A 15,040-nucleotide genomic window follows, 5' to 3' on the forward strand; every position below is an offset into this window, starting at 1 on the left:
ATACGGAAATTTATCAAAACCTCGGAAATCTTTGATTTTCCGGGGTTTTTTTATGTCTGAAAGTTCTTGGATTTTCTAAAAAAGTGGGCGATTTTGAGGTGTAGAACACACGTAGCGCACAAAACACCTTAAAAAATATATTGAGTATATTGCAAAGAAAAATTGCGTATGATATAATGCCAGTAGGCAAAAGGTATTAAAGTGTTTATAACAAAAAGAGTGAAAGCCCTTGAAGTTGCAGCTTCTTGGGCTTTCTTCTTATTTTATTATAGTGGATAAGAAACCACTAGGCTATTTGTTGTCCCTATCATGTCTGTCTAACCATTTGCAGATGAGATGGCAAGTAACACCTGCCGCAACAGTGATGATAAAGGTAATTAAAGTGTCTATAACGTTCACCTCCTCCCGTTGCCGGGTTTCGGTTGGACAACAATAGTATTATAGCATAGAACAATACGGACGGGAAGCAAATATATTTGCCCTTTATGGCAGTGTATTTGCAGGAACGGTGTAGCGCCGAAAAAATTGAAAGCAATGTATGAGACACTTTAATAGATATTTGATCAGACAAGGACTCTGATCGGACGAATGGGAGGTATGCTTCATGCCGTTACAGATTATCAGAAACGATATTACAAAAATGCGCGTTGACGCAATCGTCAATGCTGCCAACACTTCTCTTTTGGGCGGCGGTGGTGTGGACGGCTGCATTCATCGTGCCGCCGGACCGGAACTGCTTGCAGAATGCAGTACGCTGCATGGCTGCGAGACTGGCAGCGCAAAAATCACAAAGGGATATCGCCTGCCCTGCAAATATGTGATTCATGCAGTCGGCCCGCGCTGGCGAGATGGCAAGCATCAGGAACAACAGCTTCTGGAATCCTGTTATCGGACATCTTTGAACCTGGCAAAAGAAAATGGCTGTCAGTCGGTGGCCTTTCCGCTGATTTCCTCCGGCATCTACGGCTATCCAAAAGACCAGGCTCTGAAGGTTGCAGTCGATACCATCAGTGCATTCTTGCTGGAAAATGAGATGATGGTCTACATCGTTATCTTTGATAAGAAGGCATATCAGATTAGCGGAAAACTGTTTGTTGATATCGCGGCGTACATAGATGACCGATATGTGGAGGAACATACCGACAGTCGAGTAGAACAGAGACGGCGGCTTGAAGCGTTGTCAGAGGAATCCTGCTTTGAAGTTGCATCTGCCCCGCTGCCGTCCGAAGCAATCTGTAAATCTTGCAGCAGTCAATCTCTGGAGGAGGCACTGGGGCAGATTGATGAGAGTTTTTCAGAAATGCTGCTGCGGAAGATTGACGAAAGCGGCATGACGGATGTCCAGTGTTACAAGAAGGCAAACATTGACCGGAAGCTCTTTTCCAAAATTCGCTCTGATAAATTCTATAGGCCATCCAAACCAACAGTGCTGGCATTTGCTCTTGCTTTGGAACTGCCGCTTGCCCAGATGCAGGAGATGCTCGGTAAGGCAGGGTTTACCCTTTCCCATTCGAGCAAATTCGATATCATTGTAGAATATTTTGTCGAACGGGGAAACTACAATGTGTATGAAATCAACGAGGCATTGTTTGCTTTTGACCAGAGCCTGATCGGGGCATAAGGACAAAGAAATGTCGTTTTCTATGCGACCACTTCACAAAAGAAAATCGCTATATTATGGCTGTAAGGTACGAAACCGAGCAGCCAGTGCTAACACCGGCTGTATCGCAGATGTCGATGCTTCCAACAATAGATCGTGAAGGAATTACAAAGTTCATCAATGAACAGGGATATCTGACTTATATCGTCCGTGCGGTAAAAATCAATAGTTATTTGAAGTCTTTGATGAGCTTGGCAGGGCTGTTATCGCAGTTCAATATCTGTATTACAGAAAGTAGAGAGGCGAAGGGGCAAGCGTTGGAAAAGACCAAGGCTGATATCGATAAATATCTACGTGATGTTGAATATTGGAACCAGTTTGAAGAACCAGAAGTGGATCACAAATTACATTACTGGAAAATCGACAACTGGGGTGAAAAGATATTTGGTTCACATGGCGTTTTGTTCCTTGGAGCATTCATGGACAATACAAAACTCCTCTTCCCAGTTTTACTAATAATGAAATTTGTTTGGCTGTAGTTAAAGGCAGGTTTTTAAAAAATCCTAGTACAGTAGAATATAAAGTGATTAATGATACAGTCCTCTACATGAAGGAGATGAACAAATGACCAAGGAAGAAATTCAGGCATCGATTAAGTCGATAATGTTTTCTGGTTCAGTTTGCGGTATTGAAATATATGCCTGCCTACGCGATGAAAGTGGATATCAAACCAAAAAAATCAGAGCAACAGATAAGTTGCTTTCTAGCACAAAAGATAAGGTGGCAGGTTTTATCAATTGTACCTATCTTGCAGATGATGCCGAATTTGATACATCAGAAAATATTGCAGACAATAAGAAAGAATTTTATGAGATTAGTCTGATAGAGAACTATAGACCCTTTACTTTTCTTGATGATGCTGAAAAGCGTACGGAGTACTACTCGGAAAGCGATAGAAATAAACTGTCTGGATTTCTTTTTAGAATCAATTTGAATGACAAGTACTTTTGGGTTTATCAACATATATACTCTGTATCAAGAATTGATCGAAGTAAAAATGTTATAGCCCTATTTGTTGGTGATACATACGATGAAATTGATAGCGATATTGTGCAGATAGATTCACGAGCAGATGTAATTATCTTTTCTTCAAGTGTTGTTACGGCAAAAATGGATCTTATGCAGAGATTTTTTGGATTTGAGCAATACATACGAGCGGGGGCACAGAAGACGATTGAGATTATTCGCGATCTGGATATTGTAGATAGCCTTGAAAAGTTTGTTGCGTTTGAAAATAAAAGTAAGTTGACAAATGCAAAGAAGTTATTAAAGGCAAAAAATTCGCCTGTTTTGCAGATGAAAAAGAACGATTTGTTAGAGAATCTGAAAAAGCATTCTCGCTACAAAACTATGTTCAAGTTTGAAGAAGATCATATTGTGATTTCTTCACAAAAAGAGGCAGCGGCATTTATTAAAATGTTGAATGATGATATTGTTCGGTCTGAACTCACTGGAAAAGAATATGACAGCTCCAGCAAAATGCTTTTGGGCCCAGTGGGAGCAAGTCACTGACTGACCAATGATAGGAAAATATAGATGAGTGATAGAAGAAAAAAAGGATTCTATGTCACAGGTACTGTCAGATATAAAGCCCCATATGACGAAAAAGTTCATGACGGCTCATTGTATTAATGAGCAAGATATTCAGTCTATCAGTCCAATCTTCCTGCCCAGATATAAGAATGTGTAGCTCATGCAGGGATTGACCAACAACAAGCTGGATTTCAGAATTCAGGTAAAAGGTGTGTTCGGGACAGAAAGAAACTAACGAAGGCTAAGTGGAAAGAAACACAGCTCTGGATTTTTTCTTCACCGTCATGAGGCTCTTTTTCGGAGCTGTCTACGATTGCGAAGAAAATCTAAAAGGCATGGATTCCAGTTCCAGACCGGATACAAGACCTCCAAGGGAGACAAATTCGATTCTATCCTCATAGACATTGACCAGATTGCTTCCGCTGAAAGAGTAATCACGGTGAACAATGCTGTTCAGTAAAGATTCTCTGATTGCATCCTCTGGATAATCTCTTCTGTCAGTTCGATCCAGATTTGAAAAGGTTGCCTTTCCTTTCTTTTTCTTTCTTTCTCATTATAAACAAGAAAGAAAGGTCAAGGGGTGTAGAAACAAGCATTTTGTCGACCTGCAACAATTACAAGCCTCGTTGGAAAAGCAATGGGGTGTTTTTTAACCGGTTTTTTGGTGGATTCGTTTTGAGAGCAACTTTGAAATCAAATTTTGTTGCTTCGGCAATGAGCTGTTCTATCATAGAAATCTCTCTGTTGAGGTTGTAGAAGGTCTTTTGAATGAGGAAAATACAGGTTTATAGCGTTAGTGTAAACCACTCTTCTGAAGGTTAGCGATGACTTGTAACTAAAATAGCGACAAAATAAATTAAAAACTAAGATCAGTCTCTAAATAATTGATATTCTATGTGAAAGAGCGTATAATATAAGTACAAGAACAGGAGGCGATTATATGCTGGATGTAAATATGATAATTGCAAACAACATTCAGGCTGAACTGAAAAAAGAAAACAAAAAGCAGGTTGATCTGGCAGAAGGAATTGGAGTCTCCAAACAGACAATGAGCAAAATTATGAATGGTGCAAGAGCAATCAATGCGATTGAACTTCATAAGATTTCTGAATATCTGCATGTGTCGATGGATTCTCTGATGAAGATGCCAGAAAAGCCGATGGATACGAATGTGATTCATGCGTTTATGGGGCGTGTTAAAACAGAAGAAGCAAGAAAGGGAATCCGGCTTGCGGATGAACTGTCCGACATGATTCTGTTCCACACTAGGGCATGCGAGAATGGCAAAAAGATGGAGCAGCTCTGGGAGGATAAGTGATGAACAATGTTCTGAAAGATAGCCTTTTTGTAAGCCAAAACAGGAAATTTGATGAAATTCAATCTGTTGTCAGGCAGTTTTCGGCAGAGTATGTCGGTAATTCTATTATCAAAGATAATATTTTTGCTGTTATACAGAACTATGCAAGAAAGAAAGAAATTGCACTGGAACTGCTTCGTTTTCCAATTCATGATGATGAATTATGGGCATTGACTTTTTTGAAGCAGGATACGATTTTTGTGTGCGTAAATACGGCACTTCCACTATGTAAGCAGTTTTTCGCTGCGTCGCATGAATTGTATCATATCTACTGTTATGTAGAAAATGCAGACCAGAGCTATATAAAAAATGGTTCTATGCTGGATTCGGCAACAGGTGATGAAACAGGAAGAACACAGGAGGACTTGGAAGCTAATGCCTTCGCAGGTCTGCTTTTGATGCCGGATCAACTTCTCCATGAGCAAATTCTACTGTATGGAATTGATAAAGATTTGGTTTCGGTAGATTCCGTTTTGATACTTATGGATATGTTTGCTATGCCCTACAAGGCAGTTGTACTGCGCTTGTTTGAAAGTGGAAACATATCCCACCAGCAGGCTGAAAAGCTGCTGGAGATAAGTTCTGCGAATGTAATGAAAAGGGCATCACTGATAGGTAAGGCAAAGCGCTGGCAGCTTGATGGCAGGGGAACAGAATCTTTTGGCACACTCCTTGAGAAAGTTGAGTATAACAGACAGCATGAGTATCTGACAGAATCCAGAGAAAATGACGATGTGGCTTACATTACTCAACTGAAAAAAGAGTACGGTTTGGATTGAGGGGTGTCAAAGCGAAGTGAAAAAATATGCACTGCTAGATACCGATTTCATTTCCAAAACGCACTCTGTTCAAGATGGCGGCGATAATCATTTGATTGACCGGGTCATGGAATTGCCGGAATATGTGTTCTTTTGTCATGCGCAAATCGTAACAGAACTTAATCGGTATAATGCTGATGCGCCAATCTGGTTGAGCGAAAAGATTGGCGCGCAAAAGATAAAAAGCTACACGGATCAAGAAATTCTTGAAAGCCTGTCACATGTACGAGGGCCGCTGGCGTGTGCGACTTATACACAGATGTTAAAATTGGCCTGTGATGTTTTTTCTAAAGATTACTTTTCGGAACATTATCGAGCATTGGAAGATGCTGATTACACGGCGATATCGAGAGAGGATTATTTGAAAGAGCTTGAACGACTCGATATCGAAGTGGGCAAGAAAAATAATCTTGGAGAAATCAAGTCTTTTGTGCTGTTGCAGGTCTTGTCGGTGATGCTTGGGGAGCAGATTTATGTGTTCTGCTCCGATGACCGAAATGCTCGGAATGGCGCTACAAATTTTGAAGATGTTCGATGTATTAGTCTGGTATCGGTATTCTCGCGTTTGAAGGAGGAAGCAAACTGGACGTTTGAAGATGCTGAGCCGTATATTGAATCGCTCATTGCATTTTATCAAGATCATCACCAAACTACTTTCCGAGTAATGGAAGCGTCTGAGGTTAGAAGATTGCAACGGATACCATGCAGACAGGTGTTGCAGGAAATCTTTAACGGAAAATTTATTGAATTGAAAAATGGTATGTTGCGGTACAAGCGGTAAGTGAAAACAGGTTAAAGAATACCAACAATCACATGTCTAGTTGGGAAACCAGCGGAGAAAGTTATTGCAATGATAGAAGCAAAGAGTTCAGTAAAAACAGAAACATCTTAAAAAGTATACAGAGTATATTGCGAAGAAAAATCGCATATGATATAATGCTCGCAGGCAAAAAAAGAATTAAAGTATTTATAACGAAAAAAGCAAAAGCCCTCGAAGTTGCAGCTTCCAGGGCTTTCTTCTTATTTCATTTTTTATTACAGTGGACAAGGAATCATCAGGTCAGCGCTGCGCTGTTTGCAGTATAGAAGATAATTGTTGATTTTATTACGCAACAGGAATATTCAGTTAGGCTTACGCACAACAGAAAATTCTCATTCAATGCAGAAAGGGGCGGTTTTATGAAGCAGGATACACTGGAGGGTAGAGCAAAAACGAAAAACGGTGTCATTCGATTATGCTTTTCGGTGCTTTGTATTTTGTTGGAAGCAGCTTTTATCATTATCGTGATCACAAGGCTGAATGAATATGCGGAGATCGTTAATCTGCTGACTAGAGTCTTTGCAGGAATTCTGGTTCTGGCACTATATGCATCCGATCAGACCTCTTCCATGAAAATGCCGTGGATCATTCTGATACTTGTGTTTCCGATCATGGGTGTAGCACTGTATCTGCTGATCGGATTAAATGGCGGAACCCGTAAAATGCGAGAACGATATGCGGATATCGACAGAAAGCTTCTGCCGCTTCTGCCGGACAATCGGGAAAAACTGGAAAATATCAAAAACAAAATCCCAAAAGCAGGAAATATCAGTGAGTATATTTGGAAAAATGCAGGTTATCCCGTATACCAGAATACGGATATTGTTTATTATGATGAGGCGGTAAAGGGATTAGAAGCACAGTTATCAGCACTGTCAAAGGCTGAAAAGTTTATTTTTATGGAATACCATGCGATAGAAGATGCAGAGGCCTGGAAAAAGATCCAGAAAGTGCTGGAGGAGCGTGTGCAGGCAGGCGTGGAGGTGCGAGTATTTTATGATGATATGGGCTCTATTGGCTTTATTAATACGGATTTCGTAAAAAAGATGGAGCAGATCGGAATCCACTGCCGGGTATTTAATCTTTTTATGCCGGGTCTGAATGTATTTCTGAACAACCGTGATCATCGAAAAATAACCGTGATCGATGGAAAAGTAGCTTTCACAGGCGGCTATAATCTGGCAAATGAATATTTCAATTATACCCATCCCTACGGACAATGGAAGGATACCGGGATCCGTCTTGAAGGCGATGCAGTTCAGTCGCTGACAGCAACATTCCTTGAAATGTGGAATGCAGCCAATGACAGGAATAATAATGAGGATTTCAGCAAATATTTTATAAGATCAGAATATAAGGCAGCTCAGACCGGATTTGCACAGCCTTATGCAGATAGTCCAATGGATGATGAACAGGTAGGAGAGGAAGTTTATATCAGCATGGTCAACAAAGCTGAAAAATACTGCTGGTTTATAACGCCATATCTGATCATTACGGATGAAATGACACATGCGCTGTGTCTTGCTGCAAAGCGGGGGATTGATGTCAGGATCATTACACCGGGAATCCCGGATAAAAAAATGATTTACAGTGTTACACGTTCCTTTTATCATGGACTGGTTAAAAATGGAGTGAGGATCTACGAGTGGACACCTGGCTTCTGTCACGCCAAGATGAGCGTGGCAGATGACTGTATGGCAACCTGCGGAACTATAAATCTGGATTACAGAAGTCTTTATCATCATTTTGAAAACGGATGCTTTATGGCAGACAGTCCGGCTGTATTATCCATAAGAAATGACCTGGAAGAAACAATGAAGGAATGTCGGGAAGTAACAGAACAATACCGTACAGGACGCAGTGCATATCTTCGTCTGGGACAGCTTTTCATGAGATTGTTTGCAGGATTATTGTAAGGAAGAGGTGTAGATTTATGTGTACAGCAGCAACGTATCAGACAAAGGATTTTTATATGGGAAGAACTCTTGACTATGAGTTTTCCTATGGGGAAGAGGTGACCATAACCCCAAGAAATTATGAGTTCGATTTCCGATATGCAGGAAAAGCAAAAACACATTATGCTCTCATAGGAATGGCGTTTGTAGCAGGAGATTATCCGCTTTATTATGATGCGGCTAATGAAAAGGGACTGGGTATGGCAGGACTTAACTTTGTGGGGAATGCGGCATATGCAGATGAAGCGACAGAGGCAGATAAGGATCTTGTCCAGGTGGCGCAATATGAATTTATTCCATGGATCCTTACCCAGTGTGCTTCGGTGGCTGAAGCAAGGAGGATGCTTTCCAATATGAAGCTTATGGGAACACCCTTCAGTGAACAGCTTCCAACGGCACAGCTTCACTGGATGATCGCAGACAAGGAGGAATGCATCGTTGTAGAATCCATGAAAGACGGAATGCACATCTATGACGATCCTGTTGGCGTACTTACAAATAATCCTCCATTCCCCGGTCAGATGTTTGCACTTAACAATTATGCAGGTGTATCCAGAAAGCAGCCGGAAAGTACATTTGCAGGAGTGCTGGAGCTGGATCCATACAGCAGAGGAATGGGCGGAATGGGAATTCCGGGAGATCTTTCAAGCCAGTCAAGATTTGTAAAGGTTGCATTTACAAAATTAAACGCAATATCCGGAGATGGGGAAAACGAAAGTGTCAGCCAGTTTTTCCATATTTTAGGCTCTGTTGATCAGCAGCGGGGATGCTGTGAGGTATCAGAGGGCGCATATGAGATCACGATCTATACTTCATGCTGCAACACGACAAAGGGAATCTATTATTATACCACATATGATAATCACCAGATAACCGCAGTAGATATGTATGCGGAAAACCTTGATTCAGACAAGCTGATCCGTTATCCGATCATATTAAACGGTGAGATCCGATGGCATAATAAATAAGAACAGGATTTTTACAGAAGATAATGAGGTAGGAAGATGGAAAATTATTCAATAGTATTCAGCAGCTTAACCGGTAATACGAAAAAGCTGCCAGTCAGCCGATCGTAGTGTATACAGAGATTTGACTTTACAGCAGAGAAAAATATCAAGTATAATACTATAGCATTATTAAAAATCCCTTCCGGGAAAACAGAAAAACCACAATGATAAAGGAATATAACAAATGAGTATTTTAAATGTAGAACACCTGACCCACGGGTTTGGAGACAGAGCGATTTTCGAAGATGTATCTTTCCGGCTTCTTAAGGGAGAACACATCGGACTTGTAGGCGCTAATGGCGAAGGAAAGTCCACATTTATGAGTATCGTGACCGGAAAACTGATGCCGGATGAGGGTAAGGTAGAGTGGGCAAAAAATGTCCACGCAGGCTATCTGGATCAGCATGCAGTTTTGGAAAAGGGGATGACCATCGGCCAGGTGCTGAAATCCGCTTTTGATCCTCTTCTTAAAAAAGAAGAACGGATGAACGAGATCTGCGACAAGCTGGGAACTGCAGATCCTGACGAGATGGATGGTCTGATGGAAGAGCTTGGAACGATCCAGGACGAACTGACACTTCACGATTTTTATGCGATCGATGCCAAAGTGGAGGAGGTTGCCAGAGCTCTGGGCCTTCTGGATCTGGGGCTTGACCGTGATGTTACGGATCTAAGCGGCGGACAGAGAACCAAGGTACTTCTTGCGAAGCTTCTTCTTGAGAAGCCAGATATCCTGCTTCTGGATGAGCCTACCAACTATCTGGATGAGGAGCATATTGCATGGCTGAAAAGATATCTTCTGGATTATGAGAATGCCTTTATCCTTATTTCCCACGATATTCCCTTCCTGAATTCTGTAGTTAACATTATCTATCACATGGAAAATCAGGAACTGAACCGTTATGTAGGAGATTACGATCATTTCCAGGAGGTCTATGCGGTCAAGAAGGCACAGCTGGAGGCTGCTTACCGCAAACAGCAGCAGGAGATCAGTGAGCTGAAGGATTTCGTAGCAAGGAATAAGGCCCGTGTTTCCACAAGAAACATGGCTATGTCCCGCCAGAAAAAGCTGGACAAGATGGATGTGATCGAGCTGGCAGCAGAGAAGCCGAAGCCGGAGTTCAAATTCCGTTATGGCCGAACACCAGGAAAGATGCTTTTTGAGACACATGATCTTGTGATCGGTTATGATGAGCCGCTTTCCAAGCCATTGAATTTTACTATGGAGCGAGGACAGAAGATCGCACTGGTGGGAACCAATGGAATAGGAAAAACAACACTTCTTCGAAGCCTTCTTGGACTGATCAAGCCTCTTTCCGGAAGCGTGGAGCAGGGCGAGAACCTTGAGATCGGATATTTTGAGCAGGAAGTTAAAGGTGAGAATCGAACTACCTGTATCGAAGAACTCTGGCAGGAATTCCCGTCATTTTCCCAGTATGAAGTGCGTTCCGCACTGGCAAAATGCGGCCTGACGACCAAGCATATTGAGAGCCAGGTACGAGTTTTAAGCGGTGGTGAGCAGGCAAAAGTGCGTCTTTGCAAGCTGGTGAACCGTGACACCAATATTCTTCTTCTGGACGAGCCTACCAATCATCTGGATGTGGATGCAAAAGACGAGCTGAAAAAAGCTCTCCGGGAATACCGCGGAAGTATCCTTCTCATCTGCCATGAACCGGAATTTTACCAGGATGTGGTAAATGAAGTCTGGGATATGAGCAAGTGGACAACCAAGATATTCTGATAATGGATATAGATATATGGCAGAAAAGACAGATATAATTCAAAAAGTAGAATAAATGGGACATAAAGATGACAGTATAAGGGCAGCAGAGTCTGCCAGACAGAATACAGAGGACAAATAAATGAAAGAAACACAATTGAAAAAATTCAGTATCGTTATGGAGGGCGGCGGTATGCGAGGCTTGTATACAGCCGGTGTGATCGATGTTCTGATGGAAAATGAGATTTACGCGGACAGTGCGGTGGGCGTATCGGCTGGAGCTGTTTTTGGATGCAATTATAAGTCCAGGCAGATCGGAAGAGTTCTTCGCTATAACAAAAAGTACTGCAAGGATAAAAGACTTGCAAGCATCCGGAACTGGATCACCACAGGAGATGTATACAGCCGGGAATTCGGATATTATGAACTGCCCTGGAAACTGGATATTTTTGACCGTCAGACCTACGCAGAAAATCCCATGAAATTTACAGTGGTGTGTACGGACCTGGATACAGGAAAACCGGTGTATCATGAATGTCCCAACGGAGATGTGGAGGATATTGAATGGATGCGCGCATCTGCATCGATCCCGATAGCCTCCCGACCGGTGAAGCTTGGGGGAAAGAGACTTCTGGATGGTGGTGTGTCTGATCCGATCCCGGTTAAATGGATGCTTTCCAGGGGATACGAAAAAAACGTAGTGGTGCTTACCAGAGATGTGAAGTACCGAAAAAAAGCAAACCCGAAGATGCAGCTTTTTCTGAAAGCAGTATTACATAAATATCCGGCTTTTCTGAAGGATCTGGAGGAACGGCATATCCATTATAATGAAACACTGGAGGAACTGTCTGCTCTGGAAAAAGAGGGGCGCATTCATATCATCCGTCCGAGCAGTCCCATCCAGGCGGCGATGATCGAGCGTGATGAGAGCAATCTGGAGCGGATCTACCAGACAGGAAGAGCAGATATGAAAAAGGATCTGGAGAAGCTGAAAGCCTACCTGGATTCCTGAATCACAGACCGAAACAAAATTCGACTTATACCCCTTTCTATGTTATGATATTGGATATCATTACAACAGAAAGGGGTATTTTCAATGGGAGAAAAACCTCAGAATATAAAACACAGACATATAAGCTTGGGCGTGCTTGCCCATGTGGATGCAGGAAAGACGACATTATCGGAAGGCCTGCTTTTTAAATGCGGAAGGATCCGGAAAATCGGAAGAGTCGATCACAAGGATGCGTATCTGGATACCTATGAGCTTGAGAGGGAGAGAGGAATCACCATTTTTTCAAAGCAGGCAGTTTTTTCCATGGGGGATATGGAAGTGACACTTCTGGATACACCGGGGCATGTGGATTTTTCTGCTGAGATGGAGCGTACCCTGCAGGTGCTGGATTATGCGATCCTGGTGATCAACGGAGCAGATGGTGTGCAAGGGCATACACAGACATTGTGGAGACTGCTGACACAGTATAAGATCCCAACATTTCTTTTTGTAAATAAAATGGATCAGGAAGGAACAGACAGGGAAAGACTTCTTGAGGAGCTGAAGAAGAAATTAAGCGGATGCTGTGTGGATTTTAGTGGAGAACTGGAATGCTCCGGTGCAGAAGCAGCAGGGAAAAAGGAGAATCCTGTGGATAACTCCGGGAAATATCCGTCAGCTGAAGGAATGCAGCTGAAAGACAACGCCAGTGAAGCAGAAAAAGAGAATATATCCGGAACGCAGGGCACTTCTGATAAAATAAATGGAACGGATGATTTTCTGGAAAATATCGCCATGTGTGAGGAGAACCTTCTGGAAAGCTTCCTGGAAACAGGAACGATCGCAAAAAAGGACGTGGCAGAGCTGATCCTGGAGCGAAAGCTTTTTCCATGCTTCTTTGGATCTGCCCTGAAGATGGAAGGCGTAGATGCTTTTATCCATGGAATGGAGACCTACATGGCAGTACCGTCCTATCCCGCAGAATTCGGAGCCAGGATCTTTAAGATCGCCAGAGATGAGCAGGGAAACCGTCTCACTTATATGAAGATCACCGGCGGCAGCCTGAAGGTTAAGGAGACGCTGACCAATGCAGGAAGAAATGGTATTCCGGCAGAGGAGATCTGGGAGGAAAAGGCAGATCAGATCCGTATCTATTCCGGTGCAAAATTTGAAATGCTCAAAGAGGCAGAGGCAGGAACCGTCTGTGCAGTTACAGGTCTTACCGAAACATATCCGGGAGAGGGACTTGGCATTGAGGCGGATTCTGCCATGCCGGTGCTGGAACCGGTACTGAATTATCAGATCATCCTTCCGGAGGGCTGTGACGCCCACAGGATGCTGAAAAGCCTGAAGGAGCTGGAGGAGGAAGAACCGCAGCTTCATATCATGTGGGATGAGCAGCTGGGAGAGATCCACGCCATGCTGATGGGCGAGGTACAGATCGAGATCCTGAAGCATCTGATCTGGGAGCGCTTTCATGTGGCAGTAGAATTTGGGACCGGTAATATCGTATACAAAGAAACCATTGTCGCACCGGTGGAAGGCGTGGGACATTTTGAACCGCTTCGTCATTATGCAGAGGTGCATCTTCTTCTGGAACCGGGAGAGAGAGGAAGCGGACTGCAGTTTTTTACTGCGGCAAATGAAGATCAGCTGGATCGGAACTGGCAGCGGTTGATCCTGACACATCTGGAGGAAAAAGAGCATCTGGGAGTCCTTACCGGATCACCCATCACCGATATGCAGATCACACTTCTCACCGGGCGGGCACATCAGAAGCATACGGAAGGTGGAGATTTCCGGCAGGCGACCTACCGTGCTGTGCGCCAGGGCCTTAAGAAAGCGGAGACAGTTCTTCTGGAACCCTATTACAGCTTCCGACTTGAGGTTCCGGCAGAAAATGTAGGACGTGCCATGACGGATATCCAGAGGATGCAGGGAACCTTTCAGGGGCCGGAAACCCAGGGAGAGCTGTCGGTGATCACAGGAAGTGCGCCGGTGGCAAAAATGAGGGATTATCAGAGCCAGGTAGTTTCCTACACAAGAGGCAGAGGTCATCTGACCTGTACTCTGAATGGCTATGAACCCTGTCAGGATCAGGAGCAGATCGCAGAGGAGATCGGATATGATTCCGAGAGAGATCTTGAGAATCCTACAGGCTCTGTATTCTGTGCCCATGGAGCAGGCTTCGTGGTTCCCTGGTATGAGGTAGAAGAATATATGCATCTGGAAGGAGCTCAGCTTCCGGACAGTAATGATGCCTATGAGGATTCCGACAACAGCTTTGCAGGAGTGCGTTCAGTTCAGGGAACAGCCAAAAACAGTCCGGATCGCAGAACAGCCAATGCCGGCCGTGGAAAATATACCTCCATGTATGGAAGCTACGAAGAGGAAAAAGAACTGAAGGCAATCTTTGAGAAAACCTTTGGTCCGGTGAGCTCAAAGAAATACAGCAGTAACAGCCGAAGCTTCGGAAATCCGGAAAGCGGAAGTAGCTTTTCCGGGAAGGAAGGCAAAGGTGCAGCAGATTCCGGCCTTTCGGCAAAAACCGGTCACGGCGCCTGGAGAAACAGCAGTCCGGCCATCCACAGAGAGGACTATTTGCTGGTGGACGGCTGCAATATCATATTTGCCTGGGAGGATTTAAGAGATCTGGCACAGGCAGACTTTCATGCGGCACAGTCCAGGTTAATGGATATATTAAGCGATTATCAGGGAATCAAGGGCTGCATCCTGATCCTGGTATTTGATGCCTACCGTGTGGAGGGCCATCCGGAGGAAACCTTCCAGTATCATAACATTCATGTTGTCTATACAAAAGAAGCGGAAACTGCAGACCAGTATATTGAACGCACTGTCCATAAAATCGGACGGAAGCATAACGTGACAGTTGCCACATCAGACGGACTGGAGCAGATCATCATTATGGGACAGGGAGCCGCCAGGATCTCAGCGCGCGGATTCAAAGATGAGATCGCTTCCGCAAAACAGCAGATGAGAGAAGAATGGCAGGAGCGCAGGGACAACAGCAAAACCTATCTCTTTGACAGTATGACACCGGAACTGAAATCTCATATGGAAGACATCCGTCTGGGAAGAAAGAAAAAAGAAGAATTATAACAAAAAATACATGCCCTCATTGTGGGCATATTTCACAAAAATAAAAAAACTTTTTGAAT

11 protein-coding genes are annotated in these 15,040 nt (G+C 43.5%); all 11 read left to right on the forward strand.

Annotated features, from left to right (window positions below; all coding sequences use genetic code 11):
* The first annotated feature begins 604 nt into the window (after positions 1 to 604).
* The 11 genes from AB5026_RS01590 (at position 605) to AB5026_RS01640 (ending at position 14,981) form a co-directional block, all read left to right on the forward strand.
* The gene (locus tag AB5026_RS01590) at positions 605 to 1,621 is read left to right on the forward strand and encodes an O-acetyl-ADP-ribose deacetylase (protein ID WP_015527355.1); all 1,017 of its coding nucleotides are present in this window, start codon (positions 605 to 607) and stop codon (positions 1,619 to 1,621) included.
* 56 nt (positions 1,622 to 1,677) lie between these two features.
* Positions 1,678 to 2,139 carry a hypothetical protein gene (locus tag AB5026_RS01595; RefSeq protein WP_021650598.1) on the forward strand — a complete coding sequence of 154 codons (462 nt, stop codon included), beginning with the start codon at positions 1,678 to 1,680 and terminating at the stop codon, positions 2,137 to 2,139.
* 85 nt (positions 2,140 to 2,224) lie between these two features.
* Positions 2,225 to 3,172, forward strand: coding sequence for a DUF4868 domain-containing protein (locus tag AB5026_RS01600; protein ID WP_021650599.1), 948 nt, complete (start codon positions 2,225 to 2,227; stop codon positions 3,170 to 3,172).
* Between the two features lie 961 nt (positions 3,173 to 4,133).
* Positions 4,134 to 4,511 carry a helix-turn-helix domain-containing protein gene (locus tag AB5026_RS01605; protein WP_015527351.1) on the forward strand — a complete coding sequence of 126 codons (378 nt, stop codon included), beginning with the start codon at positions 4,134 to 4,136 and terminating at the stop codon, positions 4,509 to 4,511.
* Positions 4,511 to 5,329 carry an ImmA/IrrE family metallo-endopeptidase gene (locus tag AB5026_RS01610; protein ID WP_021652250.1) on the forward strand — a complete coding sequence of 273 codons (819 nt, stop codon included), beginning with the start codon at positions 4,511 to 4,513 and terminating at the stop codon, positions 5,327 to 5,329. The genes AB5026_RS01605 and AB5026_RS01610 overlap by 1 nt, the downstream gene beginning before the upstream one ends.
* 16 nt (positions 5,330 to 5,345) lie before the next feature.
* The gene (locus tag AB5026_RS01615; RefSeq protein ID WP_021652251.1) at positions 5,346 to 6,149 is read left to right on the forward strand and encodes a hypothetical protein; all 804 of its coding nucleotides are present in this window, start codon (positions 5,346 to 5,348) and stop codon (positions 6,147 to 6,149) included.
* Positions 6,150 to 6,547: 398 nt separating this feature from the next.
* Positions 6,548 to 8,104 (forward strand): cardiolipin synthase, encoded by a 1,557-nt coding sequence (gene cls, locus AB5026_RS01620; protein WP_368212621.1) that lies wholly within the window; start codon positions 6,548 to 6,550, stop codon positions 8,102 to 8,104.
* Positions 8,105 to 8,121: 17 nt separating this feature from the next.
* The gene (gene bsh, locus AB5026_RS01625) at positions 8,122 to 9,111 is read left to right on the forward strand and encodes a choloylglycine hydrolase (RefSeq protein WP_021652254.1); all 990 of its coding nucleotides are present in this window, start codon (positions 8,122 to 8,124) and stop codon (positions 9,109 to 9,111) included.
* Between the two features lie 223 nt (positions 9,112 to 9,334).
* Positions 9,335 to 10,891 (forward strand): ABC-F family ATP-binding cassette domain-containing protein, encoded by a 1,557-nt coding sequence (locus AB5026_RS01630; protein ID WP_021652255.1) that lies wholly within the window; start codon positions 9,335 to 9,337, stop codon positions 10,889 to 10,891.
* A gap of 121 nt (positions 10,892 to 11,012) precedes the next feature.
* Complete coding sequence (locus AB5026_RS01635; RefSeq protein ID WP_349073085.1) at positions 11,013 to 11,882, forward strand: patatin family protein; 870 nt, start codon at positions 11,013 to 11,015, stop codon at positions 11,880 to 11,882.
* Between the two features lie 84 nt (positions 11,883 to 11,966).
* A complete protein-coding gene (locus tag AB5026_RS01640; RefSeq protein ID WP_368212622.1) occupies positions 11,967 to 14,981 on the forward strand; it encodes an NYN domain-containing protein in 3,015 nt (1,004 codons plus the stop codon).
* The last annotated feature ends 59 nt before the right edge of the window (positions 14,982 to 15,040 follow it).

Source organism: Blautia sp. RTP21359st1_E11_RTP21359_211015, assembly GCF_040910705.1.
Classification (GTDB): Bacteria; Bacillota; Clostridia; order Lachnospirales; family Lachnospiraceae; genus Blautia_A; species Blautia_A fusiformis.

What these genes read in the sequence shown, in the direction of transcription:
- AB5026_RS01640 (WP_368212622.1), top strand. Translation starts at nt 11,967, where the DNA reads ATGGGAGAAAAACCTCAGAATATAAAACACAGACATATAAGCTTGGGC.
- AB5026_RS01605 (WP_015527351.1), top strand. Translation starts at nt 4,134, where the DNA reads ATGCTGGATGTAAATATGATAATTGCAAACAACATTCAGGCTGAACTG.
- bsh (WP_021652254.1), top strand. Translation starts at nt 8,122, where the DNA reads ATGTGTACAGCAGCAACGTATCAGACAAAGGATTTTTATATGGGAAGA.
- AB5026_RS01635 (WP_349073085.1), top strand. Translation starts at nt 11,013, where the DNA reads ATGAAAGAAACACAATTGAAAAAATTCAGTATCGTTATGGAGGGCGGC.
- AB5026_RS01630 (WP_021652255.1), top strand. Translation starts at nt 9,335, where the DNA reads ATGAGTATTTTAAATGTAGAACACCTGACCCACGGGTTTGGAGACAGA.
- AB5026_RS01595 (WP_021650598.1), top strand. Translation starts at nt 1,678, where the DNA reads ATGGCTGTAAGGTACGAAACCGAGCAGCCAGTGCTAACACCGGCTGTA.
- cls (WP_368212621.1), top strand. Translation starts at nt 6,548, where the DNA reads ATGAAGCAGGATACACTGGAGGGTAGAGCAAAAACGAAAAACGGTGTC.
- AB5026_RS01610 (WP_021652250.1), top strand. Translation starts at nt 4,511, where the DNA reads ATGAACAATGTTCTGAAAGATAGCCTTTTTGTAAGCCAAAACAGGAAA.
- AB5026_RS01600 (WP_021650599.1), top strand. Translation starts at nt 2,225, where the DNA reads ATGACCAAGGAAGAAATTCAGGCATCGATTAAGTCGATAATGTTTTCT.
- AB5026_RS01590 (WP_015527355.1), top strand. Translation starts at nt 605, where the DNA reads ATGCCGTTACAGATTATCAGAAACGATATTACAAAAATGCGCGTTGAC.